19 protein-coding genes are annotated in these 21975 nt (G+C 60.6%); 13 read left to right on the plus strand and 6 right to left on the minus strand.

Annotation, left to right across the window (positions count from 1 at the left end; genetic code table 11):
- Nucleotides 1-287: 287 nt before the first annotated feature.
- The 11 genes from AC3IMC_RS15940 (at nt 288) to AC3IMC_RS15990 (ending at nt 11441) form a co-directional block, all read left to right on the plus strand.
- Nucleotides 288-1187: a CHAP domain-containing protein gene (locus tag AC3IMC_RS15940; protein ID WP_490919584.1), complete on the plus strand. Its 900-nt coding sequence runs from the start codon at nt 288-290 to the stop codon at nt 1185-1187.
- Entirely contained in the window at nt 1184-1696 is a 513-nt protein-coding gene (locus AC3IMC_RS15945) for a hypothetical protein (protein ID WP_490919586.1), read from the plus strand. The genes AC3IMC_RS15940 and AC3IMC_RS15945 overlap by 4 nt, the downstream gene beginning before the upstream one ends.
- 46 nt (nt 1697-1742) lie before the next feature.
- The gene (locus AC3IMC_RS15950) at nt 1743-3185 is read left to right on the plus strand and encodes a MinD/ParA family ATP-binding protein (RefSeq protein ID WP_490919588.1); all 1443 of its coding nucleotides are present in this window, start codon (nt 1743-1745) and stop codon (nt 3183-3185) included.
- A 38-nt stretch (nt 3186-3223) separates the two neighbouring features.
- The gene (locus AC3IMC_RS15955; RefSeq protein ID WP_490919590.1) at nt 3224-3823 is read left to right on the plus strand and encodes a DUF6668 family protein; all 600 of its coding nucleotides are present in this window, start codon (nt 3224-3226) and stop codon (nt 3821-3823) included.
- Between the two features lie 11 nt (nt 3824-3834).
- Nucleotides 3835-4104: a hypothetical protein gene (locus tag AC3IMC_RS15960; protein WP_490919592.1), complete on the plus strand. Its 270-nt coding sequence runs from the start codon at nt 3835-3837 to the stop codon at nt 4102-4104.
- Nucleotides 4105-4131: 27 nt separating this feature from the next.
- Nucleotides 4132-4887 carry a DUF8175 domain-containg protein gene (locus AC3IMC_RS15965; protein WP_490919594.1) on the plus strand — a complete coding sequence of 252 codons (756 nt, stop codon included), beginning with the start codon at nt 4132-4134 and terminating at the stop codon, nt 4885-4887.
- A gap of 106 nt (nt 4888-4993) precedes the next feature.
- Nucleotides 4994-6139 carry a TrbL/VirB6 family protein gene (locus AC3IMC_RS15970; protein WP_490919595.1) on the plus strand — a complete coding sequence of 382 codons (1146 nt, stop codon included), beginning with the start codon at nt 4994-4996 and terminating at the stop codon, nt 6137-6139.
- Complete coding sequence (locus tag AC3IMC_RS15975; protein WP_490919596.1) at nt 6126-7634, plus strand: SCO6880 family protein; 1509 nt, start codon at nt 6126-6128, stop codon at nt 7632-7634. Before AC3IMC_RS15970 ends, AC3IMC_RS15975 begins: the two co-directional genes overlap by 14 nt.
- Before the next feature lie 128 nt (nt 7635-7762).
- Nucleotides 7763-9223 (plus strand): helicase HerA domain-containing protein, encoded by a 1461-nt coding sequence (locus AC3IMC_RS15980; protein ID WP_490919597.1) that lies wholly within the window; start codon nt 7763-7765, stop codon nt 9221-9223.
- On the plus strand, nt 9220-10989 hold the full coding sequence (locus tag AC3IMC_RS15985) for a type IV secretory system conjugative DNA transfer family protein (protein WP_490919598.1): 1770 nt from the start codon (nt 9220-9222) through the stop codon (nt 10987-10989). The genes AC3IMC_RS15980 and AC3IMC_RS15985 overlap by 4 nt, the downstream gene beginning before the upstream one ends.
- Before the next feature lie 11 nt (nt 10990-11000).
- The gene (locus AC3IMC_RS15990; protein ID WP_490919599.1) at nt 11001-11441 is read left to right on the plus strand and encodes a DUF4913 domain-containing protein; all 441 of its coding nucleotides are present in this window, start codon (nt 11001-11003) and stop codon (nt 11439-11441) included.
- A 96-nt stretch (nt 11442-11537) separates the two neighbouring features.
- Here AC3IMC_RS15990 and AC3IMC_RS15995 read toward each other — a convergent pair whose 3' ends face one another.
- The gene (locus tag AC3IMC_RS15995) at nt 11538-11867 is read right to left on the minus strand and encodes a histone-like nucleoid-structuring protein Lsr2 (protein ID WP_490919601.1); all 330 of its coding nucleotides are present in this window, start codon (nt 11865-11867) and stop codon (nt 11538-11540) included.
- A 1292-nt stretch (nt 11868-13159) separates the two neighbouring features.
- Between AC3IMC_RS15995 and AC3IMC_RS16000 the strand changes: the two genes are divergently transcribed.
- Nucleotides 13160-13579: a hypothetical protein gene (locus tag AC3IMC_RS16000; protein WP_490919602.1), complete on the plus strand. Its 420-nt coding sequence runs from the start codon at nt 13160-13162 to the stop codon at nt 13577-13579.
- Nucleotides 13580-13658: 79 nt separating this feature from the next.
- Here AC3IMC_RS16000 and AC3IMC_RS16005 read toward each other — a convergent pair whose 3' ends face one another.
- From AC3IMC_RS16005 to AC3IMC_RS16025, 5 genes are all read right to left on the minus strand, one after another.
- Entirely contained in the window at nt 13659-16196 is a 2538-nt protein-coding gene (locus AC3IMC_RS16005; RefSeq protein WP_490919603.1) for an ATP-binding protein, read from the minus strand.
- 3 nt (nt 16197-16199) lie between these two features.
- Nucleotides 16200-17699, minus strand: coding sequence for a hypothetical protein (locus tag AC3IMC_RS16010; RefSeq protein WP_490919604.1), 1500 nt, complete (start codon nt 17697-17699; stop codon nt 16200-16202).
- 39 nt (nt 17700-17738) lie between these two features.
- Nucleotides 17739-18710 carry a lipopolysaccharide kinase InaA family protein gene (locus tag AC3IMC_RS16015; protein WP_490919605.1) on the minus strand — a complete coding sequence of 324 codons (972 nt, stop codon included), beginning with the start codon at nt 18708-18710 and terminating at the stop codon, nt 17739-17741.
- Nucleotides 18688-19503 (minus strand): protein phosphatase 2C domain-containing protein, encoded by an 816-nt coding sequence (locus AC3IMC_RS16020; RefSeq protein ID WP_490919606.1) that lies wholly within the window; start codon nt 19501-19503, stop codon nt 18688-18690. Before AC3IMC_RS16020 ends, AC3IMC_RS16015 begins: the two co-directional genes overlap by 23 nt.
- 215 nt (nt 19504-19718) lie before the next feature.
- Nucleotides 19719-20513 (minus strand): vWA domain-containing protein, encoded by a 795-nt coding sequence (locus AC3IMC_RS16025; protein ID WP_490919607.1) that lies wholly within the window; start codon nt 20511-20513, stop codon nt 19719-19721.
- 143 nt (nt 20514-20656) lie between these two features.
- Here AC3IMC_RS16025 and AC3IMC_RS16030 point away from each other — a divergent pair, with 143 nt between their 5' ends.
- Nucleotides 20657-21805 carry an RCC1 domain-containing protein gene (locus tag AC3IMC_RS16030; protein WP_490919609.1) on the plus strand — a complete coding sequence of 383 codons (1149 nt, stop codon included), beginning with the start codon at nt 20657-20659 and terminating at the stop codon, nt 21803-21805.
- Nucleotides 21806-21975 lie beyond the last annotated feature (170 nt).

Raw genomic sequence — 21975 nt, forward strand, 5'->3', positions numbered from 1 at the left:
GATCCCGTCCGACTTGAACAAAAGGCATGCGGGAAACCAGAGCGTCAAAGCTGATGAAAACGCCAGACGAAACCACCGCAATGCGGCATGAGTAGGGGGTCGAAGCCGTGAAGAACAAAGGGTTGTCTATAAGCCTTACGGCCGTTGTCCCCAGCATCTTATTTGGGTCCGTCCTGTCCATTCCCTTGTTGCTTCAACCGGTCAACCCCCCGGCCAGCAATTGCGACCCTAGTGTCTCTGTCACGGTCGATGCCGATAAAAAGGTCGAGGGGTACTCCGAGGAGCAGTTGAAGAACGCCGCGGCGATCATGGGTGCCGGCAAGGCGCTGAACCTTCCCCTGAAGGGCCAGATAATCAGCGTCATGGTCGCCCTGGGAGAGTCTGGACTGCGTGTCCTGGACCGCGGCGACGCCGCCGGGCCGGATTCCCGTGGTTTGTTCCAGCAGCGCGGGAACGGCGCATGGGGCTCATACGCAGATCGCATGGACCCAACCATCAGTGCCGCGAATTTCATCAAGGCGCTGCAGGCGGTGCCGGGTTGGGAGTTGCTTGAGCCGACTATCGCCGGCAACAAGGTCCAGCGCAATGGCGACCCTTATCACTACCAGAAGTACTGGCCCGAGGCCGTGAAAATCGTCCAGACACTCTCTACCGGCAAGTTTTCGCTGGAAGGCAGCGGCTGCGCCATTCCAGGGCAGTCCGGCGCCGGAGATGACTACCCGTGGAAGAACTCGCCCACCTGGCTCCAGTCCGGAACGGGCGCCGCGGCGGCATCACCGCTGGGCATGTTTTACCGGGAATGCGTGGATTTTGCCCTGTGGCGGGTGAATCAGCAGATGGGGTCCGCCAGCGCACCGTTCAGGTTCCTCAATGGCACCTTCCGCCCGGACGGACAGGGCCTCGGTTCCGCTCTGACCTGGAAGGCCGGCTGGGACGCCAAGGGCTGGGCCACCGGCAGGACGCCCAGAGTGGGCGCGGTGGTTTGGTACGCGCCCGGTGCCGGGGGAGCGGACCCGACTTATGGGCACGTAGCCGTGGTCAAGGAAGTCAAGGACAACGGGACCTACGTCGAAGAGGGCTACAACGGAAACCCGGCACCGGATGACCACAACTACTACACCCGCACCGTGAGCAACACGGTCCCGTCGGCCTTCCTGTATCTGCCCACCCAAGAGGAGAAGAAGTGAAAAAGTCACTCGCACTGACCGCGGTGGTCCTGTTGTGCGCGGCCTGCGCACCGGCAGTGGACACCACACCGGCCCCGGCGACCAGCACGGCCGCCACACCTTCTGCACCGGTCTCCCTGAGCGCGGGCAGCGGCCCGCAGGCCCCCAACGGCACCGTGCCGGCAACCATCGGCATCAGCTGGGACCAGCCCAGCAAGGACGCCGCCGTAGACACCGCCCAAAAGGCAATGACGGACTTCGCCCGCCCGGGCCTGGAAGAGAAGCAGTGGGCCAACGACCTCGCCCGCTGGCTCACACCGCAAGCCACCGCCGACTACTCCGCCGTAGATCCGGCCAATGTCCCCGCCACTCGGGTCACTGGCCCCGCGACGCTGACAGTCGATGAGGCAAACGGCTACGGGGTCATGGCAGCCGTTCCAACCGACGCCGGGACTTACACCGTGCAGCTGCTCCGCACCGGCCCGGAGGCCCCATGGAAGGTCAACCGACTCACTCCGCCCACTTCGTAGGCGCCCGCACGTCACCGAACCCGTCAACGTAAAGGAATCAGGTTTCATGAGCATCACACCAGCAGAGGTCCTGGCCTTCCCGAACATTAAGGCCATTATCAGCGACAACGGCACCGCCGAGGTCGTTGTCGCAGGAAATTCCCGCGTCGTCCCGGCAGGGGAGACGCTGCAGGACCTGCGCGACAATGCTCTGGCCCTTGTCGTGGCCGAAGCCAAGACGTTGCAGCGTCCCGTCCGGGTCCGTATCGAGGATCCCGAGGGCCACGGCGAGCTGATCGTCCACCCAGGGGGCAACGTCGAATCCGTCTCCTACGAACCTCAAGCCGCCCGCCGCCGCACCGCCGGAACCGCCACCACGCCCACTGCGACCGCCGCCGACGCCACCGGCATCACTCCAGCGCCAACGCCTGGGGCGAAGCCTGAAGTTGCCAAGCCGATGGTGGACCGTCAGCCGTGGCCCCCCCTTCCAGCAGAGACGGCGGTGGCCAAGGACGCGGCACCCGAACAGGCTGCTGAAGCCGACGCTCCGGTCACCCGACGTAGTTTGAAGGAGACCTCTTTCCTGGTCAGCGCGCCGGTGCTGGAGCCTGCCACGCAGGGCTGGCGCGGGGCCCTGACCCGGCTGGGCTTTCGAATGGACCCCTCGGAGGAGGAGCTGTCCGAGCGGGAGGACATCCGGACCGTCAGCCAGCACTGGCCGGGCCCGCGGACCATCGCCGTGGTCAACCGCAAGGGCGGGGCCAACAAGACGCCCACGGTTGTGATGCTTTCGGCGATCCTTGCCCGCTACAGCGGCGCGGCCACGGTGGCGTGGGACAACAACGAATCCCAGGGCACCCTGGGATGGCGGACCGAGAAAGGCGCCCACGACCGCAGCGTCCTGGACCTGATCGATTCCTCCACCGAGCTGCTGTCACCGTCCACGAACGCGGCCGAAATCGCGAAGTTCGTCCACCACCAGACCGCCGACAAGTTCGACGTGCTGCGCTCGGACGAAAACGAGGAAGGCGACCACGAAGTCACCGCCGAGGAAGTGGACATCGCCCACCAGGTCCTCACCCGCTACTACCGGCTGGTCATCATGGACTCCGGCAACACCGCCCGCGCAGCGAACTGGCGGCGGATGATCGACCACACCAACCAGCTCGTCGTCCCCGTCACCGCCATCGAGGACCGCGCAGAAGCAGCACGGCTGACGCTGCAGACCCTCGAATCCCGCGGTGGCCACGACGCCGAGCTGGCACGCAACGCCGTCGTGATCGTCTCCGAATCCACCGACGCCAAGCGCAGCATGACCGGAGACGCACTGAAGCGCGCCAAAGCCGAGGCACAGCGCATCGCGGACGGCTTCGAACCGTTCGTCCGCGCCGTCGTCCGCATCCCGTACGACCCCGCCCTGGTCAACGGCCCCATCCGCTACGAAGCCCTCCAGTCCGCGACCCAGCGGGCATGGCTGGCTGCGGCGGCCGCCGTCGCCAAAGGCTTCTAGAACGACCCCACGGAACTCGAGAGTTGAGAGGAGGAACCATGCAGAAGACCTTGAACCCCTGGGTCACCCGCCCCATAGCGGATGAATCGGAAGAGGAAACACTGGCTGTGGCTGTCCCGCCGGCGGCGACCATCAGCGCGCCGCTGCGCGGCATGGTCGAGCCGGACGCGGCAGACCGTCTGGCGTCCCGCAGCATGGCCGGCACAGCCCGTCTCTGGGTTGTCGGGACCCATGGGGGAGCGGGTGAAAGCCGGATCGCTGACCTTATCGAATCTGCCCGTTCCACAGACCATTGCTGGCCTGTTCTTCCCAGCGGCGGTAACCCGCGGGTGCTGCTGGTCTGCCGCGCAGACATGCGGGGTCTGACAACTGCCCGGAACGCGCTCACGCAGTGGGCGTCAGGGGCAGCCCCGCAGAACGACCTGCTTGGACTCGCCGTCCTTGCAGACGCCCCGGGAAAGACACCCAAAGCACTCCGGGACTTCGCCGCCCTCGTAGGCGGTGGGGCACCACGATTCTGGACTCTGCCTTGGGTGGACGCATGGCGGCACACGGACACCACGGAACTGCCAACCATCCGCGAGTACCAGCGCTTCATTACCGACGTGGCCGCCTTGGCCACGGCCACCAACCACTGAAAGGTCTCACCGTGAACGCGTTCACCGCACTCTCCACCAGCGTTATCCCCAACCCCACCCCTGTCGTCCCGGCACAGGCCGGCGGCCTGCTGACCATCCTGAACTGGGCTTCCGGTATCGGGCTGGTCCTGGGCGTCCTGGGCGTCATCATCGTCGGCATTGGCATGGTCATCCAGCTCCAGCGCGGTGAAGGGGCCCAGGCGATCGGCAAGCTCGGCTGGGTGCTGATGGGCTGCATCATCATCACCGGTGCGGCGGGCATCGTCCGCGCCTTCGTCTAAGCCAGCACCATCAACGGGAGGTTCCGTATGAGCCAGTCAACAGAGAGCACCACCGAAAGCAATCCGTTCACTAAGCCCGGATTCATCATCGCGGCCGCCCTGGTCGTCGCACTAATCGCCGCCGTCGTAGTGATCTTCTTGCTTCCCAAATCAGACGGCACCACCGAGCCTGCCTCAGCCTCATCGGCGGCCACCGCCTCTTCAGCACCACCAACGTCAGCCGACGCTGCTGGAAAGAGTGTTTGTGGACTGCCCTCGAGCACGGAGACGGCTGTGGGCGCAGCGCCAAAGTCCGAGTGGGAACTCGTGGGGAAAATGGCAGCGCCCACTGACCCCACAACATTCGGGCCAGGGCTGACGGACGACACAGGATTTAGGTCTTGCTTTGCTCACTCGCCAACCGGCGCCCTCTACTCGGCTGCCAACCTGGTGGCCCTTGGCTCATCCAAGTCACAGCAAATGAATATCAAGCTGGCGGACAAGCTCATGGCCCCCGGCGCTGGGCGTGATGCAGCCAAACAGCAAGCAATGACGTTTGATCCTTCCACCGCTACAAGCGACACCGTTCAGCTACGAGGGTTCCTGCTCAAGTCGTACACGCCTACAGAAGCCAACGTTGATCTGGCCTTTCAAACCTCCGGCGGAAAACTGTTTCACGCAGTTCTGCCGCTCCAGTGGCTCGACGGGGATTGGAAAGTCAAGGTTTCCGATGCTGGTCAGCTCATAAACGATGTTGCCCCGCTCAGCGACATGAGCGGCTTTATCGCGTGGGCCGGGGTCTGACATGGCCGAGTGCGCTCCTCTGGATGTCGTCTGTCAGGGCGGCAATGTCGTTTCCGGGATACTCGACGACACCATTGGCAATTTGGCGAAGTCGATCATGGAGGGAATGAGCCAGATGGTGACGACTTTGTCTACCTTCTGGGTGTCCATGCCGACGGTGAACCTCACCAGCGAGGATGGGGCAACGGCCAGTCCGGTTGTATCCGCTGTAAACAGCGAGTTGATGCCTTGGACGCTGGCCCTGGCAGTCCTCGCCGTGATCATCGGAGGCATTCGGATGATCTGGGAGCAGCGCGGGGCGCCGCTCAAGGATCTGCTCCGTTCCCTGCTCACGCTCACCTTGGTATCGGCCATAGGCCTTGGCACGATCTCGATTCTGGTGCTTGCCGCCGATGCCTTCGCCAGCGCCATCATCACAAGGTCCACTGACGGCAAGGGCTTTGCCGACGCGTTCCAGAAAATCGCGGCTATCCATACAAGCGATGCGGTCTTCATTCTAATCGTCCTGGGCTTGGTCGGATTAATTGCTTCCTTGGTTCAGATCGTTCTCATGGTGGTCCGCAGCGGCATGTTGGTAATCCTGGCCGGCATCCTGCCCACGACGGCCGCCTTCACGAACACCGAGATGGGCAGGCAGTGGTTCCAGAAGGCAGTCGGCTGGACCATCGCCTTCATCCTCTACAAGCCGGCTGCCGCCATCGTGTACTCGGTTGCGTTCCTCTTGATGAGCAAGACCAGCGGGAAGGATGCCCTGATCGGCTCCATCACTGGCTTCACGTTGATGATCGTTGCCCTGTTCGCCCTTCCAGCCCTGATGCGGTTCGTCACGCCAATGGTGGGAGCCGTTGCCGCTGGCAGTGGAGCAGCAGGAGGAGCCTCAGTGGGTGCCCTTGCCACAGGGGCTGTGTCCCTGGGCCGGGTTGGCAGTGGGCGGGGCAACGCCACGCCCACTCCAGCCAGCACCAGCACATCCAGCATGAGCACAGGCAATGCTCCCAAGGGTAGTTCTGGATCTTCGGGCCCCCGGGGTGGGGGCGGCCAGCCCACGCCCGCCTCGTCGGGTCCGGGCGGCGCCGCCGGCACTGCAGGCAAAGCGGGAGCAGCAGCACTGGCCGGGGGTGCTGGGGCCGCAGCTACCGGCCCGGCTGGCATGGCTGTAGCCGCCGGCGTTCAGGTGGCGTCCAGGACATCAGAGGCAATCAAGACGACCGCGCAGGATTCAACGGGGGAGGGCCCCAGTGGCAGCAATTAACGCCGAATACAAGGAACCGTCCTACGGCAACTGGCGCGTCCCGCGCTCAGCCGGGCTGGGCAATCTCGGCGCTATCGGCACCGGCATCGTCATGGTCGGACTCCTGCTGGGCATCGTCAGCTTCGCCATCTGGGGCCTGTTCGTCGGTCTGGGCGTCCTCGCCGTCGCCGGTGCCTGCGCGCTGCTGCTGACCGTCAAGGACAAACACGGCCAGTCCGTCGTGGACCGTCTGGGTATTCGCTTGGCTTTCAAGGTCTCGAAGTCCTCTGGGACCAACCTGTACCGTTCCGGTCCGCTGGGCGTCACGGAGTGGGGCATGTACCAGCTTCCCGGGCTGGCAGCGAAGTCCACACTGTACGAGTTCACCGACTCCTACAAGCGCCCTTTCGCCATGCTCCACGTACCCGCGACCAGCCACTTCACCGTGATCTTCTCCACCGAACCGGACGGGGCCTCCCTTGTGGACCCGGAGCAAATCGATGCCTGGGTAGCGAACTGGGGTGGCTGGCTCGCCGGACTGGCCGACGAGGCCGGCTTGGACGCCGCAGCCGTGACTGTCGAGACCGCTCCGGACTCGGGGTACCGGCTGCGAAACGAAGTCATGATGAACATCGACCCGAACGCACCTCAGTTCGCCAAGGACATGCTCCACGAGGTCGTCCAGACGTACCCGGAAGGATCGGCCACGGTCCGCGCCTGGGTGTCCCTGACTTTCAACGCCTCCCTCCGTGCCGGGTCCAAGAAGCGCACACCGGAAGATGTTGCCCGTGACCTGGCCTCGCGGATCCCCGGCCTGTCAGCACGACTGCAGTCCACCGGTGCCGGGATCGCCCGGCCCATGTCCGCGCAGGAACTCTGCGAGGTCGTCCGAATCGCCTACGACCCACCTGCCGCGCTGATCATCGACCAAGCCCACGCCGCCGGCACCCCGGTATCCCTAAATTGGGGCGAGGTCGGCCCCACCGCGACGCAGGCAAGCTGGGACGACTACCGCCACGACTCCGCATTCTCGGCCTCCTGGACCATGACCGGCGCTCCCCGCGGGTCCGTGAACTCCGCCGTCCTGTCCCGGCTGCTGGCCCCGCACGGGGACATCGACCGCAAACGCATCTCCCTGCTCTACCGCCCGATGGACTCCGCCAAGGCAGCAACCATCGTCGAAAGGGATCAGAACAACGCCAACGTCCGCATCACCTCAGGCACCCGGCCCACGGCCCGCGCCCTGGTCGATGCCCGCTCAGCCGTGCAGACTGCCCAGGAAGAAGCACAAGGCGCGGGACTGGTGAACTTCGGCATGGTCGTCACCGCCACCGTCACTGACAAGGAACGCCTGCCGGACGCTGTCGCAGCCATTGAACAAACCTCCGGTACCGCCCGGGTCCTGCTGCGCCGGGCTTACGGCTCCCAGGACACCGCGTTCGCCGCCTCCTTGCCCTTGGGGCTGGTCCTGCCCAAGCACAGCATGGTGCCCTCCGAGATTAAGGACGCCCTCTAATGGCGCGCATGAGGCTTTTGACAGTAAAGAAGTCAAAGACAGTAAAGGACGCAGCGGACGAGACCTCGAAGCGTCCTGCTCGGGAAGCCGGCCCGGGATCGAGGGGTTGGACCGGACGGGGCGGCGGCATGGCGCAGCTGCTCCCGGCCGTCCGGGAGTATCGGGGGACAACGGTCCAGGTCTGCGGGCTATGGCCGTTTTCCTCCGGCGCATCCTCTCCCATGATTGGTGTGCCGCTCGGTCGGCATGAGGAAACCCAGGCAACCGTCTGCTGTGACCCGATCAGCTGGTTCCAGCGCGCCCGTCTCATTTCCAATCCGTCCGCGTTCATCCTTGGCAAGCCTGGCCTCGGAAAATCCACCGTGGTGCGGCGGATGTTCATCGGCCTCTCCGCCCAAGGCGTGCACCCCCTGATTCTGGGCGACCTCAAAGGCGAGCACGTCAAAGCCGTCAAAGCCCTGGGCGGGCAGGTCATCAAGCTCGGCCGCGGCGTCGGCTACATGAACATCCTCGACCCGGGCCAGGCCGTCGAAGCGGCCCAGCTGCTCGAAGACAGCGGCCACCACGAAGACGCCGCCAGGGTCCGCGCCGACGCCCACGGCCGGCGCCTCACCATGGTCGTCTCCCTCATCACGATCAGCCGGAACAACCCGCCAACGGACCAGGAACAGACCATCCTTGACCGGGCGCTGCGGGTCCTCGATGAGCGCTTTGACGGCGTCCCGGTTCTGAAGGACCTGCTGGACGTGATCGTCTCCGCGCCGGACGAGCTGCGCCAGGTGGCACTGGACCGCGGCGACATGAACGTCTACCTGCAGGAGACCCGGGCGCTGGAAGCAACCCTGCTGGGCCTGACCGGCGGCGGGAAGCTCGGCGAAATCTTCTCCCGGCAAACCACGAACCCGATGAAGCGTGACCGGGCCGTGGTCTTCGATGTCTCCAGCATCGATGAGACCGAAACCTATCTGCAGGCCGCCGTGCTGTTGGCTTGCTGGTCCTACGGCTTCGGCACCGTGAACGTCGCCAATGCCCTCGCCGACGCCGGGCTGGAGCCACGCAGGAACTACTTCGTGGTCCTGGATGAGCTGTGGCGGGCCCTGCGCGCCGGCAAGGGCATGGTTGACCGGGTGGATGCCCTCACAAGGCTCAACCGGTCCGTCGGCGTCGGGCAGATCATGATCTCCCACACCATGTCCGACCTGCTGGCACTGCCGGCCGAGGAGGACCGGATGAAAGCCCGTGGCTTCGTCGAGCGCTCCGGTATGGTCATCTGCGGCGGGCTGCCCGCTTCCGAGATGCCGCTGCTGACCTCCGCGATACCGCTGTCCCGGCAGGAACAGCAAAAGCTCATCTCCTGGCAGGATCCGCCCGCGTGGGACTCCCGCGGGGTCGACGTCGAACCGCCAGGGCGCGGGAAGTTCCTCATCAAGGTCGGCGGCCGTCCCGGTATCCCGGTCCAGGTCGGCCTGACCTCCGTTGAGCATGGCCCTGACGGGGTCAACGACACCGACGGTAAATGGCACGGATCCCCGGAACCCATCCTCGACCCGGCAACACCCATCATGCCAACCGAAGGAGGATCCCTATGAGCGCACCGAACCGCAAAGGCATGGGCCTCGGCGACGCCATCCTCGTATGGCTGGCCATCGGCTTTATCGTCGTCTTCGGCGGCGGCACATACGCCGCCGTGCACCTCGGGTCCTGGATGGCCGGCATTGACGCCCCTCCGGCCCACCCCGTTGACCTGATCGCCGGGCTTATCAAGGGCAAGGTGCCATGGCCGACCCAGGCCACCGTCGTCGTGTGCGTGTTGGTCGGCCTGGTGCTGGCGCTTGCCGTCGTCGTCCTGGTGGCGTGGCGGCAGGGTGCGTCCAAGCGGGCACGCGTGGACAAGGCCGCCCGCTACCTCGGTCGCGGAAAGTCCCTCAACGCTTTCTCAGAGAAGGGCGCTCAGGCCAAGGCCGAACGGCTGGGCATCAAGGACAACCCCGGCATCGTTGTGGGGAAGGTGGTCTCCACCGGCCAGAAATTCATCCAATCCTGGGAAGACCTTAGCCTCGACATCTGGGGACCCCGGACCGGTAAATCGACATCCCGGGTGATGCCCGCGATCCTGGACGCTCCCGGCGCTGTCGTCTCGACGTCAAATAAGCGTGACGTCGTGGACGGCACCCGTGGCGTCCGCGAGGCCACGGCCCCGGTGTGGGTGTTCGATCCGCAGAAGATCGCGCAGGAAGAACCGGACTGGTGGTGGAACCCCCTCTCCTATGTCACCGATGAAGAGACGGCGTACAAGCTCACCCAGCACTTCGCGGTTGGTTCCCGGGTTCCCGGGTCGAAGCCGGATGCCTACTTCGACCCCAAAGCAGAGGACATTCTTTCCTCGTACTTCCTGGCAGCAGCACTGGGTGATTTGCCGATCACGCAGGTCTACCTGTGGGTGACCGAGCAGGTCAGCCAGGAACCCATCGAGATCCTCCGGGAGCACGACTACGAGCTGCAGTACAAGGGCCTGGAGTCCACACTAAAGCTGGCCGACAAACAGCGGGACGGTATCTTCGGCACTGCCGAGAAGATGATCCAGTGCCTCAAGAGCCGCAACACCCTCCGCTGGGTCGCCCCCACAGGCGGCGCGACTGTGGCCAGTGATGCGCGCCGGCAGTTCAACCCGCACGCCTTCGCCGCGTCCCAGGAAACGATCTACATCCTCTCCAAGGAAGGTGCAGGCTCCGCCGCACCACTCACCACGGCACTGACCGTGGCAATCGCTGAGGCAATGGAGGAACGGGCAGAGCGCAGCGGCGGCCGACTGCCCAAGCCGGCACTGTTCGCCCTGGACGAGTTGGCCAACGTCGTCCGCTGGGCCGGCCTGCCGGACCAGTTCAGCCACTACGGCTCAAAGGGCCTGATCGTCATGGGCATCCTGCAGTCCTGGTCCCAAGGCGTCGAACTCTGGGGCGAGGCCAACATGCGGAAAATCTGGTCCGCCGCGAACGTCAAGGTCTACGGCGGCGGTGTCGCTGAAGAAGGCTTCCTCCGCGCCCTTTCTGACCTGATCGGCGACTACAGCTACATCAACGTCTCCGTCTCCTCAGGGAAGTCCGGGTCCAGCCGCTCCCGGCAGGAAAGCAAGGAACGGATCTTCGACGTCTCCAACCTTGCCGAACTGGACCGCGGCCGCGCCGTGGTCCTCGCCTCCGGCGCCCCAGCCACCCTGGTCAGGACCATGCCCTGGTACACGGGGCCGCACAAGGACGCCGTGGAAGCCTCCATCAAGAAGTACAGCCCACAGCCGGAGGACGAGCCGTTACCGGTTGCAGCGGCAGCGGCCGCAAATCCATGGGTGACCGGGTAGGGGAGTAGGCCGTGACGATAGACATCGGGCGCTTCAGTGAAGCTCCCAGCTCGGACCGCCAGGAAGCTGGCGCTGATGGTGGAGAGCAGCAGAAGCCCCCGCAGCTGGTTTACGGGTCGGCCGAGGAATTCCTGCACGAGCAACTGCTCCCCACCTACGTCCGTGACGTGGACGGCCGCGCCGCGAAATGGTGCATCGAATGGTATTTCCACCCTGAAGCCATCTCGCGGGTGGAAGCGCTGTGGCGTGCATGGGAACACCTCAGGCTCGACGGGGCCACCGGCATGAGCGTCTGGTTCAAGGACCACGCAGACCACCATATGAGCGTGCTCCTGGATCCGCGCGGGCCATTCTACAAATGCGATATGCAAAAGCACCGGGACCCCGAACACCTCGAACCAAAGAAGGCCCCGGCCGGCTGGTTTCCGGATGTGCGGACTCTTCACACCTAGTAACGGGCAGCTGCGGGATGAGGTCAGTTCAACAAAAAATAAGTCGGGGCTGGAATCTGTTAGAGATCCCAGTTCCGACTTTTGTTTGTTTCGGCCCTAGTGAGCGGCTTCGTATTTCTCTACGACTTCCGCTTGAATACGACCACGAGTATTTACCTGGATGCCGTTCTCAACTGCCCACATCCGTACCGCTTTTGCGTCCGGCCCACCTTGGGAGGACTTCGTGCGGGCCGCCGGACGGCCACGTCCGCCAGCTACCCTGCGTCCAGCGTCGGTAAAACGGCTCAGGGCTCCGCGCAGTTCATTCGCGTGCCCCTCGTTCAGATCAATCACGTATTCACTGCCGTCGAGGGCGAAAGATATCGTTTCGCTAGCTTCCGAGCCATCAATATCATCTTCCAGAACCACGACTGTCTTTTTTGCCATAAAACAAGGTTAACAGCCTGCGGACTACGCAGCGCCCCGTCCAGACAAGTAATCGCCGCACAGCTAACTGGACCCGCCACGATCACACCCCTCACGAAGACGCTTACAACCCGAATTAGCCAGGCCATGAGGAAAAAGATCCCGCGTCACGACGCACCCGCCACCAAGGGGTTCACATGCGGAGCCGATCCAAGTTAATTGCTGAACATTTTACTAATCGTCCCGTCGTTCATTTAGCCGCCTATAGCGACGGCAAGACCTTCTAGTGCCGCCTCTTCCGTGTGCACTCTCCTCACTGCCGGGCATGGAAGGTGGGCGGGGATCCGTTGCATTTCTTCGAACAGGCTGTCCTTCAGGTGGGGCCAAAGGGCAGAGATATGTCCTCCGGACAGGCCAATGGTGCTTGGCTGAAAGATGGTACATAGCTGCACGATGAAGCCACCTAGCCGGTATCCGAACCGGGAGGGGATGTCCTCGTGCCTGGCTCTTAGTTCTGCAACGCCTTCGGAACCTAGTGCCCACCACGCAGCGTCGTTGGTAGCAGATGTGCGAAGACGTAGGTCCCCGAGGTCCCAGTTTTCGCCGCTTGCGGGATGCAGGAGAGCTCCTTGCCTGTCCAACACGCCGATAGCTAATGACGTACCAATGGCAACGGCCACGGCACCAAGTTGCAGGTTCTGCAGCCGATGCATAGCCAACGCATGCGCGTCCCCGTCGTTGAAGACACTCACCTTGGCCAAGGGAAAATGATGACGCATCTGCGCTGCGAGGTCCCCCTGCAACCAAGGGGCAACCCGACTCATCCGAACCACACCTCGGGAATTGTCTACAAATCCCGGAACTGAGATAGCTATAGCGGCCGGATCATTACAGAGGTGCCGCAGTCCCAGAGCGAGTTCATGCAGGCTGCTGAACGTTGAGCGGCGTATCGGGCCTACCACCCCTTTCTCTACTGCCGCGAAACGCGTGCCTGATCCGCCCACATCCACAACAAGACCCCTACCGTCGTTTTGCTCCCAGAACTCCATTCATCCATTGTCTGTGACGTAGTGGGAGATTGTGGGCAAGCCGCCCTGCTTCCCTGTTTCGATTCCCGCGCGACCTGCACGTATCCGATTAAACCTGCGAGGAAGCCGTGAGTCCTTCGATATGGATCTGGATTTCATTATTTATTGGTGCTCTTTAGAAGGCAGGGTGATTCCTAGGCCTTTGATGTTGGAAAGATCAGCCTTGAGCCTTTGGTGCTACCCTTCCTTATTACCTATCCAGTTGTGCGGTGGAAAGAGTCGATCTTGGAAAACGATGCATCTTGGGGCAGCCGCGTTGGCGAAACTGCGTCTTCGGTTGCTAAGGGGGCGTGGTTCGGCGCGGAAGCAGCCGCCATAATTGCCAGCTCGCCAGCCGGAATTGTGCAGGACGCTGGAATATCCCTGGCAGATCCGCTTGGTCAATCCGCGCTGGTTGCCTTGTCTGATGCTCATGAAGCGTTGGAGTCAGCTGTGGAGGCTTCCGCTAAGGCGGATGATATACAGGAGGACATGGATGTGTCTCGCAGCGATGACGTTTCGCTCATGGTGGATCCACCCTCGTGGCTGTCCGACCCAACAGACTTGGAGCTGTCCATAGCGGAGGACCTCGGTATTTTTGCGAGCAACGAAACTGATTTGTCCGATAGCTCACACGAAGACTCGGGTGATTTGGGTCGAGAATGACATTTCGATGTTTGGGATCCGGCTCGGCATAGTCTTCCAGGCGCTCATGAGGAAAAACTTAACTCCGATCACCCTGTCCTCATCCAGTCGGCGTTGTTTTCCCTGATTGAGACCTTAGTTCAAGAACCACGCGAACAAGTTGCTGCCGCCTGTCGTGAAGTGCGTTCAGCATTGCTGTCTGCCGCTGGTTTTGAAATTCGTCGGCGGTGGCATGGGCGGCAGCGCACCAGAGTTCGTCTGGTGATCGTTGCATGAGGCTTGCACGTGTCAGTAAATCCTCCGCCGAGCCACCGCCCGACCTGACCTGTTCAGCCATTGCGCGTCCAACGTTTTGATGCTTGCACATGCTGCTACAGCCCAGACAGAATAGAGGCTCGCTCCTACCGTTAGTCAGAGAGGCACGCCGCTCGCGCCGTGTCAGAGTGATAGTGGCGTCTGGCGGAGTCACGTTCACGACGGCAGCAGAGACACGTGCAGCCCCGTAGACAACGGCTTGTCCAACCGCCAACCTGCCGAGATCTTCAATCTGCCGAGGGTCCAGCAACAAGGCGGAACCTGCGGCTTCCCGTTCTTCCCGCTCCACGAGCCGATGAGTTAGAAGGGATCCGCAAACCTTCCTAACCACCGGGTGGAGAACTGTGGGTGTTTGATCGACTACCAGGAATCCTTCCCCCGAGCCTCGCAGTTCAGCAATTGCTTCCGCTAGGAGGCGGACACCTTCTGCCTCTGTTGTGCCGGTGTGTCCCAAAACTCTGTGAGCCTCTTCCAGAACTGTGACGTGCTGCAATCCTTTCCCGGCTTCTTCTTCTGCGTTTTCACGAACGGACGCCAACCCAGCGATTAGGAGGCCGAAGACTAACGATCGCTCGGCTGGCCCTGCAAAGCCTCGGAATTCGATGACCGTTGGGCGGTTGAGAAGGTCGTGCCAATCGATGCCGGACGTTGGACCTCCGGTGAGTGCTACACCAAGGGGTCCGCGCACCATGGACTCCAGTCGCCCGAGCAAACCGGCGGTAACGTCAGCTTTACTTTTTGGGTCCATGGGCGTTGTGCGAATCAGGTCCCCGACGGCTGCATACAGCGACCGCAGAGTAGGCCATTCTCCGGCTGGGCATTGCTCATAGGCGCGAAAGAGCCCGCGAGACAAGGTTAGATAGCCAGCCGGCCAGCGGGCACTAATCTGAAGTGCGGCGTCAAACGCCCCAAGAACGCGGCCAGCATGAGCATGGACAGAAGATCCAGGAGGCACGACAAAGGGGTTGAAAGCCACATGCTCCGGATCAAGAACAACACGTTGAGGCGCCGCCTTTGGCCTATCCCGGAGGCTATCGATGAGTCCACCGTAATCACCCTTGGCCGGATCAAGGACCAAGAATGGGATCCCGTGATCATTCCAGAGTTGGCGGAGAACAGTGTGCACGGAGTGGGTCTTGCCAAAACCAGGCAAGCCCATGACGAGGGTGTGCTGGTTCAACTCACCGAGCGTAAGAGTTACTCTGCCTCCGTGAGGCGAAACTCCCAGAGTTACTGCTCCTGCTCCCCCATGAAGTGCTGGAGGTTGTGGCGAACGTGGGAGGGTGACCATGGGTGCGGACGCGATCCCAGGTAGCCCACCGCGGGGTGGCTGAGGAAACCGAACCACGAGGGACGCCTCCGCAGGATCCGACATATAGCGAAGTTCTTCGATTTCGCTATCGGGATGAGCGCGCCACGAACGTGATTCGCCTTCCCGAAAGAGCCCTAGTGCGTCCGTAAACTCGACGGAATCATCTGGTTTCGTTATGTCTGACCCGCCCACGGACGTCAGGTCCATGGCGACGGACTCCGCGAGACCAGGAACAAGTTCGTGATCGCTAGCGATGGCTACGCGAACGTGGAGTGCACCCCTAGGAAAGACACGTAGACGGTGCCTCGCCTCATCCGCTATTCGACGCAGTATCGGCCCGTATTCCCCGCCCACCGGTCCGTTCACGCCAGCAACTGCTGTTTTGAAGATGTCAGCGGCACGCATCAACAGGGCTTCTGAAGGGATGACGCGCTCCATATGCAGCACGAGAGCTGACTTGCCGGGCTGCCGCGTAAGTAAGCCCATTAAGGTTCGCAGAGAATTCGGTGCAACGTCCCACTGCAAAACAGTTGCCTCGGCGGGGTCCAGTACCGTTATTCCGGGCACAGGACGAGCATCCTCGATGCGCCGTCGTATTTCGACAACGCCTTCTATAGGAACTGATTGGGGCCAGTTGAATACACCTTTGGCCGCGCGGTCATCGCCTGGCTGCAGAGGCAGTTCGGCGGGCAGGGTAGCGGAGACAAGATCCCACATCTGCCGACAGCCGTCGGGGTTGTCCGCTGTCGCTACCAGCCAAGCAGTAAGCACTCCTGCTCCACCAGATTCATCGTTCGCGCCCTTCGAAAGTATGCGTAGCTGTAGTGATGAACTCTCGGGCGACGCATTGGCAATTGCCTCCGCCAGATTCAGATAACCTCTGTCCAGACTTTCGATACCGAAGCGCTCTCCATCGTCAATTGAGTCAGTCAGCCACGGCACGGAGGCAACCCAACCGAATCGACGATGTGAAATTTTCTCAACGTGCACGCTCAAAGGCCGTATGTGCATGATTCAGACAATCGGAGGCGCAAAGCGGATACGGGCACTCTCCCCAATGAGACTTTCCAGAGTTGGCAGTATCGGATTTTGAGGGTCGGTCATTATGTCGAAAACCTTCTGTGCATCGTTGCGTTGCCCTCGAAGCTCCACGTAAGCCTCGCGGCGGTCACGGACTTCCCGCAAGCTAAGGGAGGTGGTCACCGAAGGGGAAATGACCCGTACGAACTGTTGGACCGCTTCATCCAAGGTCGAACCGGCGGCGGCCTTGACCCCTACTTTTTCAATATTCCTACCCGCTCCACGCAAACCCTCAATCACCGAAGTTTCAAAGGTTGCAGGTATGACGGGCCTTGCCTTAGCCAGGACCAGAACGAGACCGGCGCGTTGGCTGGGTGCTTCCGCGAACCCCGCTCCAGTCAGAGGCGAACTACCGCCACTATTTATCCACACCTCTTCGATGAGCGGATCAACTTTCAGACCTGCCTTAGCTAAGTAGGCGCTGGACTCGACCGGAGCATGTACTGTCCCGAGGCTGGGAAAGTCCAGACGAGAGGGATCGATGCCATCCAGAACCATGTCAGCCTGGCGGCCCAAGGGGATCGAGGAATTACCGCCAGAAAGCCGGTGCAAGATCGCCGTGAGGAGCTCCGGACTGGAACGGATCATGGGGTAAAGGTGACTGGACTCCAGTAGCTTTATCAGGACCGAACTATGCTGCTCGGCCAGCTGCCCCCATAGCTTTGGTTCCACGAGTGCCACCGGATCAACGCCGATCCTACGAGCCTTTGCTATGGCTAGCTCCAATTTTCGCGATTCGAGCTCGGCTTCGGCATCGTGCTGGACACTCGCATGCTGCGCGTTCAACAACTCTTGGTGGATTAGAGCCCTCGCAGCGCGTTCTCTAGCTTCTTCGTCAAGTTTTTCTCTGTCTTCGTCGGCAACTCGTCGCTCTTCAGCAAGCCGCACCTCGCGGGCTAGTGCTGCTTCCTCCCAATCAACAGCTTGGACGGAGGTGACGGATACAAAGGGGACCGATTGAATGTTGAGTGCTCCGGCCGGGAAGATAAGGGTGGATGGGCCTTGGTTGACGACTTCTACGGCTCTTACTTTGGCCAGGGTTGTCCTGGAATGGACCTCAACTTCCTGCCGTATTCTCGCTACAACCCCTTCGAAGAACTTTTCGCCTTCGTCATTTATCTGCTGTAGCAAAGCTGACCCAGCCTGCTCCTCATCTGGGGTAATTCTGACTTGGAGACGCACTGTAAGGGCTGAGAGGCGGTAACCATCGTAAGTCCGCACATCTCGTACCGTGATTACTACATCCTGAGGAGTGGTATCCAAGTTTGCGACGGACGCGCCGAGTACTGGGGCGTCAAAGAACCTTCGAATTTTTGCGCCGGCGCTGTAGAGCGCTACGGCTCTGTTGTACTTGAAAATGATGAGCCATCGTCCAGGTTCAGCTATCTCCGCGCCTTTAAAGGGCCGGGCTGGCTCTAAAAGACGAACATTCATATATTACCTCTCATCACCGGTGTACTTTTCTGTGGATACTCAACCTCGATCATTCGCCGCACCAAATCTGCGCGCAACAGGCCACATCGACTTATAAATGTCCATCATGGTTGGTCTTGTTCCCAGTGGTCCAAGCGCTCGAGATACCAATCTAGCCAACTCGGGACCCGCTTGCTCGAGTCGCATTTTCGCCTTTTTCGGTACTGTACGGGCAACGTTCGCCGGTTCTCCGAAATCATTCTCCATGAACGCGACAATCCATAGGGCCACGACGAAAACGTCAGTTTCCTTTGTCACTACAGACGCAGTGACGCTAGCGGGATCAAAGGTGTATGGGGACCGTCTGATGACACCACGTAAGCGTTGGCCGCCGTCATCCAAAAAGGTATCATCGATATCAATGAGATATATGGAGTCATTCTTGTGACTGCCGTCAACTTGCCGCACAAGGACGTTGCTCATACTCAAGTCACCGTGCACAAGATTTGCCGAATGCATCATAGTGACGGTCTCAACGAGTGAGAAAAGTATTCGCCATTGCCATTGCTCACTATTAGCGCCTACTGGGCTCATTTGCTGGCTAAGGAACTGTGCTTCAAATTTCACCCGCTGCGCGGTTGGAACCATTGTCCGCCGCTGACGATCGAAGTGAAATTCCACCGCTGCCACCTCAGCTGGAATTGGCGGCAAAAACATTCCGCCAAATTCACCCGCGGGAGACAGTATAGGGCGCAATGGAACGTTCAGGCGTTCCAGCCAGGCAGCTGTCACGTCGGCGGACGGGTCGAGCGACTTGCAGACACGTATCAGATCCATGGCTCTCATCATGTCGGCTCTGGGCCGTTCCGTCTTATACAGCTTGGCGACGATTCCCTCCATAACATCCTTGCAGGCGAAGATGGCCCCCTGGCCGCCTTCACCATCAGTGAGAGGGCCATCTATCAGCTTCTTTGCTTCAGTCCAAGGCACGGGATTCGGGCTGAAGTGCTTAGGCTGTGGTTTCACCTTCACCCTGGGGTAGCTCATCCTCCGCTTTCGTGGATTCCCGTTCGCCTGAAGCTGGGGCATTGGGAGTGCGCCACAAAACGACGGCAGTGCGGTCATCATTCGCGGGGGCGTACTGGAAGGCAAGGTGGCCAGCGAAATCCCATGGGGTAGGCACTGCGTGCCATACCTTGGCCAGCTCATGCCCGAGGAGGGTATCAGAGCGAACATCTGACGCTATCCCATCTGAGGCAAAGCAAAGAACTTGCCCGTCCTGCCAAAGAAGTTCGCTGGTGTGCGCCACCAGGTGCTTGTGGACCGGTAAGGCGCGGACAGAGTTTGCATAGCCGGCTTCGGAAAGTTTCGGCAGCCGATCCCAGATTGGATGCCCATCCCGGATCTCGCGGGTGTCATAAATGATCAGCTCAGTGTCGCCCCACTCGGCGATTTCCACCTTCCATGCATCGCCCGCATCACCCAAAGTGATGCGGGCCCAACATAAGGTCGTAGATAACCTTTCCGGTGGGACGCCCAGAGCCTCAGCCCTAGAAGCCAGCGCCTCTATCACTGCGTCCGCTATTCCGTCGACGTTAAATCCCTGCGTGGATCGGAGTACTGCAATTTTTGCGGCTGTTGCTGCACCTATGTGGGAAAGATCTTCAGAACCCACACCGTCTGCAACAGCAATGTGTATGAAGCCAGAATCGACGCTCACACAATAGGAATCTTGTCTTGGTTGTCCAAGCTCTACGTGGGCGCTCCCCCTCAGGCTGCCCGCTCGCAGGGCCAATGCGTTCTGGTCAAGTTGCCCGTAGTCCATAACGAAAGCTGGAGGGTGAACGAGGCCGTCATCTGGCAGAACGGCTACAGGCTCGACATCTGCAGGCCGTATGTGGAGGGGGCGGATGGTGGTCTTTTCGAACTGAATTTCCCCTGTGTCACCTACAATGCTCGGACGCGTTTGCCGTGTTCGGTTTACGGTAACTCGTTCCTGGAGTTTTCGCCCTGCTCTTAGGCCCGAGCGAAGCCAGGTCACTAAACGGCTCCAGTTACTTTGTTCCACCAGTCATCCGTGTCGTTTTGGTTCGTGGTGGGCCGGGCGTGGGCATTATCTAAAGCATCTCCCAGGTCCTTCTCGGTAGCATGGCCTCCGGAGACAACCTGGGCAGCTTCGGTGAGAGTCTTAAAAAGGTGTGGGAAGATACGGCCGATACTTTCCGCTGCTTCAGCGCCCGTGAAGTTCACACGGTTTTCGACGACGTCGTCTGCTACACCCTTCTCATTTACAAGAAGTTTCAGTTGAGCGGGTTCAGCAGCGCCAAAGCCATAAGCGTAGATACGAGGGGCCCAGATGGGGTGCGTTTTCAGCTCTTCCAGACGTGCTTGCCAGATACTATGATCAGTTAGTTCCTGACCCCGTGCGTCCGTCGGCCGTCCGTCAGTGAATACGAATACGGCTGGACGATAAGCTCGCACTCCTTCATCGCGCAGTCGATGGTAGTCATCTGAGAGCGTTTGCTCCAGCAGTTGGATGGCATCGGGAAGATTGGTAACGCCCTCTGCTTTCAGTGGAGGGGCATACGTCTCCATCGTCACCTTCGTAAGTGGCAGCGTGACAGAAGCATGAGTTGCAAACGATATGAGACACAAACGAATGTTTTTGCCTTTGGCTCCTTGTGACCTAATTTCCCTCAGGATGCCGTCGAGTCCCTCGTTGACGGCGTCAATGGCCTTCTCGTGGGCCATGGACCCGGAGGAATCGCATAGTACGTAGATCGGAAGGAGGCGCACTTCTTCAACTGGCTTTGCAGTAAATTCTGGAATGCTCATAGTCGTCCCCATCGGCCCGTGGAACCTCGCAGTTCCTGTGAAATGTTCAAGCCCCGCTAGCTTGCGGTCAATATAGCACTCAGAACTCAGCTTTTCCGTTGACACGCGACTATGTGAAGGCAGGATGACAGGAGGTCCGTAATATGTCCGTTGTGGTGAATACGAACGCAGGTTCTTCTGGCTTTCGTCTACCGGAGCCAGTATGGCGTACATTGAAGTCCGGTCCGACTGAGCAAGCGGCTAACACCGATGCAGGCCGTTTGCACGGGGCTGTCGTTTTCCGTCCCGTTCTTTCTGTTCCGGACGGGTATGACAGTCAGCTCTATCTGCTTGAACGCTCCCTGATCGGCACAGAAGATTGGCGCATTTTAGCCAAATACCGCTTCAAAGGAAGATCCATAGTCCAGGTCAGCGGTAACTATGCGTTGGACTCGGACGGGGCAGTTTGGCGCATCAACAACGGGATGCACCTCCCACACCCACCGACCCTGATGCCTGGCTTATCAGGCATCCGACACATCTCTACCAACAAGCATGGCGGTTACGCAGTAACACGGGGGGGCTCTATCTACGGATGGGGGTCAGGAACACAAGGCAGGCTAACCCGGCAGGATCAAGTGCCTGCTGAAACGCCTATTCGATTGGATCTAAAGGGCCTATTTGTCCGTGTCTTCGCGCTAGGCCGGACAGGTTACGCCGAAGAACACAATTCGAACTTTCATGGCTGGGGTTCCAATTGGGACTACCGGTTGGGAGCTAAACGACCCGCTTTCACGCACAATGCCAAAAGGATTTTTGGAGTTACACCTGTTCATGAACTCACAAACTTTCCTTCTGGTGCGCCCAAGGAGGGTACTTTACACAGGCACGTAATTGCTCGTTCCTCTGAAGGCAAGGTCTATTCTTGGGGGAGGTCACTGAAACCGGGTACGCTCTGGGGCAAGCGCGACCGCTATGACCCACCTCGTCAACTATCCGGCGCGCCTAAGGCGACTCAAATCTTCGGCAGTGATCAGGTCCTCTACTGCGTTACAGCTGCCGGAAACGTATACAGTTGGACAGACTTATTCAAACCCGCGTCTCAAGTGCGCCTATCGAAGTCTCTCGTCAAGGTATCCTCCGACGGCACCTTTGGCGTGGACAAGAATAATGAGCTATGGCACCACTCAGAGGTGGGTGTCACCGCAATAAAGCCTCACGCGAAGCCCCTAGCTGTCATCGCTGGCGATGCGAATTGCATTCACCTGTCGAATCAGGAGGACAAAGTCTGGGTGCTAGTGAAACGACGCTAAACATCAGCAAACGTTAGCTCGGCCCTAGCTCGTCAGGCTTGAGTTGTCTCGCCTGAATCGACCCCTAGTGTCCGGTTAAAATCTATGAGTCTCTCACCCAGGTGTGCCAAAAGCTTAGTCTGGGCCCTATTCTGACAGTGCTGGTGTGCCACACCTGACGTCAGGTTTGA

This window comes from Arthrobacter sp. E70 (assembly GCF_058266945.1).

Coding starts and splice junctions, on each gene's coding strand:
- AC3IMC_RS15950 (WP_490919588.1), top strand. CDS start 1,743: ATGAGCATCACACCAGCAGAGGTCCTGGCCTTCCCGAACATTAAGGCC.
- AC3IMC_RS15955 (WP_490919590.1), top strand. CDS start 3,224: ATGCAGAAGACCTTGAACCCCTGGGTCACCCGCCCCATAGCGGATGAA.
- AC3IMC_RS15965 (WP_490919594.1), top strand. CDS start 4,132: ATGAGCCAGTCAACAGAGAGCACCACCGAAAGCAATCCGTTCACTAAG.
- AC3IMC_RS15970 (WP_490919595.1), top strand. CDS start 4,994: ATGAGCCAGATGGTGACGACTTTGTCTACCTTCTGGGTGTCCATGCCG.
- AC3IMC_RS15980 (WP_490919597.1), top strand. CDS start 7,763: ATGGCGCAGCTGCTCCCGGCCGTCCGGGAGTATCGGGGGACAACGGTC.
- AC3IMC_RS15985 (WP_490919598.1), top strand. CDS start 9,220: ATGAGCGCACCGAACCGCAAAGGCATGGGCCTCGGCGACGCCATCCTC.
- AC3IMC_RS15995 (WP_490919601.1), bottom strand. CDS start 11,867: ATGGCAAAAAAGACAGTCGTGGTTCTGGAAGATGATATTGATGGCTCG.
- AC3IMC_RS16005 (WP_490919603.1), bottom strand. CDS start 16,196: ATGCACATACGGCCTTTGAGCGTGCACGTTGAGAAAATTTCACATCGT.
- AC3IMC_RS16010 (WP_490919604.1), bottom strand. CDS start 17,699: ATGAATGTTCGTCTTTTAGAGCCAGCCCGGCCCTTTAAAGGCGCGGAG.
- AC3IMC_RS16020 (WP_490919606.1), bottom strand. CDS start 19,503: ATGGACTACGGGCAACTTGACCAGAACGCATTGGCCCTGCGAGCGGGC.
- AC3IMC_RS16025 (WP_490919607.1), bottom strand. CDS start 20,513: ATGAGCATTCCAGAATTTACTGCAAAGCCAGTTGAAGAAGTGCGCCTC.
- AC3IMC_RS16030 (WP_490919609.1), top strand. CDS start 20,657: ATGTCCGTTGTGGTGAATACGAACGCAGGTTCTTCTGGCTTTCGTCTA.